This is a genomic window from Haloferula chungangensis (genome assembly GCF_042664875.1).
Classification (GTDB): domain Bacteria; phylum Verrucomicrobiota; class Verrucomicrobiia; order Verrucomicrobiales; family Akkermansiaceae; genus Haloferula; species Haloferula chungangensis.
The window spans coordinates 1-3,649 of record NZ_JBHTBS010000032.1; the positions used below are offsets into that span (position 1 = coordinate 1).

General features: G+C 51.7%; 6 protein-coding genes. All 6 read right to left on the bottom strand.

The features are described 5' to 3' along the window. Nucleotides 1–160: 160 nt before the first annotated feature. The 6 genes from ACFQY0_RS20905 to ACFQY0_RS20930 all read right to left on the bottom strand — a co-directional run bounded on the left by ACFQY0_RS20905 (nucleotide 161) and on the right by ACFQY0_RS20930 (nucleotide 3,507). Nucleotides 161–673, bottom strand: coding sequence for a hypothetical protein (locus ACFQY0_RS20905; RefSeq protein WP_379716908.1), 513 nt, complete (start codon nucleotides 671–673; stop codon nucleotides 161–163). Between the two features lie 12 nt (nucleotides 674–685). Next, the gene (locus tag ACFQY0_RS20910) at nucleotides 686–1,135 is read right to left on the bottom strand and encodes a hypothetical protein (RefSeq protein WP_379716911.1); all 450 of its coding nucleotides are present in this window, start codon (nucleotides 1,133–1,135) and stop codon (nucleotides 686–688) included. 129 nt (nucleotides 1,136–1,264) lie between these two features. After that, entirely contained in the window at nucleotides 1,265–1,642 is a 378-nt protein-coding gene (locus ACFQY0_RS21495; protein ID WP_465262163.1) for an immunity protein TriTu family protein, read from the bottom strand. After that, a complete protein-coding gene (locus tag ACFQY0_RS20920; RefSeq protein WP_379716917.1) occupies nucleotides 1,635–1,883 on the bottom strand; it encodes a hypothetical protein in 249 nt (82 codons plus the stop codon). Before ACFQY0_RS20920 ends, ACFQY0_RS21495 begins: the two co-directional genes overlap by 8 nt. 561 nt (nucleotides 1,884–2,444) lie before the next feature. Next, on the bottom strand, nucleotides 2,445–3,149 hold the full coding sequence (locus tag ACFQY0_RS20925; RefSeq protein ID WP_379716920.1) for a DUF6756 family protein: 705 nt from the start codon (nucleotides 3,147–3,149) through the stop codon (nucleotides 2,445–2,447). Next, nucleotides 3,094–3,507 (bottom strand): hypothetical protein, encoded by a 414-nt coding sequence (locus ACFQY0_RS20930; RefSeq protein ID WP_379716923.1) that lies wholly within the window; start codon nucleotides 3,505–3,507, stop codon nucleotides 3,094–3,096. The genes ACFQY0_RS20925 and ACFQY0_RS20930 overlap by 56 nt, the downstream gene beginning before the upstream one ends. Nucleotides 3,508–3,649: the final 142 nt, after the last annotated feature.

A 3,649-nucleotide genomic window follows, 5' to 3' on the forward strand; every position in this document is an offset into this window, starting at 1 on the left:
GATCGACTGATGCAGCCGTCGTGTAAGAATGAATCAATGATACAGCGGACAGAATGAGTGCCGCGATCGAAATAGGGAGGCTCGCTTTCATTGTGCGTGATCAAAGGTCCATTTTCGAGCGAACGTTTGAGGAATGGCGCGGCGAAGAGAAGCTCCGAATTCAACAAAGCGGCTTATTCGCCGTCGCCATATCCGGCTTGTTCGCCTTGTTTTGGTTGGAGTGAGTATGCGGAGTCAAACTTTGAGAGACCGATTGAATCGGCCCAACTCGCCTGCTCCCCGGGTAGCTAAAAGAGTAGTAGAGAAGCGAAGCCAATATGCCGAGGATCACGACCCCTGTGATGATTGTCCATCGGCGGGTCCAGAATCCTTCCGGCCGCTCCTCAAGCCACACACTCAAGATGGTCCACAATACCGGGACGGCGAGGAGAAGAAATCCAAAGTTCCGGATCAAAGTTGGGACGGTGCCGAAGTCGACCCCATTGTTCGGGTATCCGTATACCATGAAGACCGCCCGGGTAAGAAACACGCCTCCAATGATTGCGACGACTTGAAGTCGCGCAATTCGCGTTGCTGGATGTCCTAACTGGATCATTTTCTTGGCGAACGTTTGAGGACAGGCGCGCCGGTGAACGATGGCGGCGCTCCGATCCAGTTGGGAAGATTGAATCACCAAAATGGAATTTCAACAAGGCCGCTGGTAGGCGTCGTCCTGATCCGGCTTGTTCTCCCCACTTTTTGGTGGGAGCGCCGTCGTTCCACGTTTGACGCCTTCGTCAGGATCATATCCCCATATCTGAACTATGTGTTTTGGGTGGAAGGCGACAAGATCATCTGCCTGCAGTAGAGTGGTGTGCTCCGGATCGCTATCGAGTCGGCCCATCATGCATCCTTTTCCGTTCCCGAGATATTCGACCCACATGTGCTCCGCTCTATACACCTGGTCGTTTAGGAGATTTGGCTTCTCGTAATAGAAAATCAGCTTCACAAGTTCGCCCTTCTTAATGCCGAATCTATGTTCATCAGCGGGGACTGGATGACGCAGGTGACTATGCTCTACCCACTTGTCGAACTCGACCAACTCAAGGTGGTATCCGTCCGGTTCCGGTCTGGCATATGGATAGGGCCGATCCATCTTTTCTTTGGGAGAACGTCGAAGTCCTCTCACGCCTGCCCGAGAGCGAGGCTTCGACTGTGGGTTAAAGGTTGAATGATCATGGGGAATTGAACTCGTGGCGGGGCAGGTGTTGAGAGCGACGCCTTGTTAGCTCTTGTCGGTTCTTGGCCAGTCGTCACCTCGATACTGTCGAAGGAAGATCGGAACTTTCGGGTAGGTCTCGAAGAACTCCGCCGATGAACGAAACTCGTGGTGCTCCCTAAACAAGTCTGCACCGGATTCAGCGTCCAGCACCTCCATATCGCATTCGCCGGACTCCCAAAGTGTGACACGTGCCAAAGCTTCATCGATAGTGAAATCCATCCATAAAGCAGGCTTGGGTGTCGGATCTCCGTATGTCAGCTGGTAGTCTATTCGCCAAGCCCGCCAACGCGACCTCAGACCGTCTTGATAACGATCAAACTTCCGGCCTGAGATGAGCTCCGGAAACGTCTCAAATCCGGTCATGTCGGAGGAATTATTCATCCGCAATCAGTTCCAAGCGTGCAACCTGCCAGTCTTCCCAGGCGCGCTCGGGAACGATGTCATCGTATTCGCGACGTTCGTCAATCGCTGCGCGTTGCTCGGGCGTCAGGACTTGAGCGGGAGCCTCGTCTCGAATCGATTCGACTTCCTTTCTCGTTAGAGGTGCACCCTTCGCACGTTCCTTGTTGAGTAGTGTGGCTACCAACGACGGGATGTGGGTAATGATGAGCCGGTCTCCCATTTCTTGAGCTAACGTTTGAGGACAGACGCGCCGTGAATTAAGGCGGCACTCCGATCTCGTTAGACAGAATGAACCACCAAAACGGATTTCTGACAAGGCCGCTGATAGGCGTCGGTCTGATCCGGCTTGTTCGCCATTTGCTAGTTGAGGAGAATCAGCAAGCATTGTCCACAGCTCTACTTGCCATTGGAAGAGTCGATAAGTCGTCGGATGATCTGGCGTGCTTGATAGCGCTCGAAATACACAACGCCAGCTCCCATCCAACCTATCCCCAAAATGAGAAATACTGATCCGTCTGTCGGCTCATAGAAATAGATAAAATAAATCAAAGTCAGCAATAACCCACTCACAAAAAAGAATCTGGACCAGCCAAGATTCGAAGTCTGGGAGATTGCAGACTTGAACCATCTTTCGCCTTTCGTGCGAGCATCTATATCGATTGGATCCTGCATCGGGTATTTTCTGGCGAACGTCAGAGGACACACGCGCCGCCCTTATGGCCGCGCGTCGAGTGGAATGAAAGTGCAGGAATCATGGTAAATCAATCTCTAACAAAGCGGCTTAAAGGCGTCGTCGTGATCCGTCTTGTTCGGCTTGTTGTTTTCTTAGTTGCGCTGTGATCTTCTCACCGATGCCAATCATCGCATCATGATGATTCTCGCAGAGGAGCCACGAACGATCTTTCGGAACTAGGTAATACTCGAAGCCGAAGCAGTCGCCAATAACCTTCTGGGCAATTCGTGGAGTAGTCAGGCATACCGGAAAGAAATCAGCACGATCGTCCTCTACCACAAAATAGACATGCTGATCGGGATCAGGAACAATCGAACAAATCCGGGTATATGATTGTCCGTCCTCGAACGTGACTGAGAATGAATCACTGGAGAATCTCTCCCACCACCATCGACAATCGACACCATTCGTAAAAGTTTGGAGCATCTCGTCGAAAATTACGCGACCTCTATTGGCTGGAAGGATCTCAAACTGCTCGTCAGTGAGTTCAAGATTCGCAAGCGCGGCCTTCAGCTCATCTAGGACGGGGGATTCCATTTTCTGCCGAACGTTTGAGGACAGGCGGCGCCGGTGAATTGAAGCGGCGCTTCCCAGTCCTGTTGGTGGTAATGAATCACCAAAACGGATTTTCAACAAGGCCGCTGAAAGGCGTCGTCCTGCTCCGACTTGTTGTGTTGTTTTTTGTTCTGAACGCCGCTTATTCGTTTGCCCCTGAAGAGGGTGATGAAACGCCCTCCATACCCAGTTCCGCATACAAAAATCTCCCATCGCGGAACACCATTGATACCGACGAAATCCTGCAGCCATTCTGGAATCGTTCCTTGGTCAACACCTCATACATCAGCTCAGTGTCACTTCCGTCCACATTCACAAAAGGTTTGGGGCCCATTCTTGATTTCACCTGTTCAGGCGTCAGATCCTCATCAAAGAAGTTGCTCAACGCAGCAAGAGTCCAATGGTCACCCAGAATCGCACTTCGCTCATGGAGCTCTAGCTGCTCCTGATCAGTGCTCTGGCTCATCTCCGAGGATTCTCCTCCTTCGTCTTGCGAGGATGAATCGCAGGAAACAACGCTACAGAACAATATCGCAACGATGAATATCCTCTTCATTTCGATTTTAGACACAACGTCAGAGCACACACACCGCCTGATGGCAGCCGCGCGTTGACTGTGGGTTGAGGGTTGTAATCACGGGAAAAATTCGACTCGGAGCGGGTCAGGCGGTTGTCGTGCTGCGGCTTGTTAGCTTTGT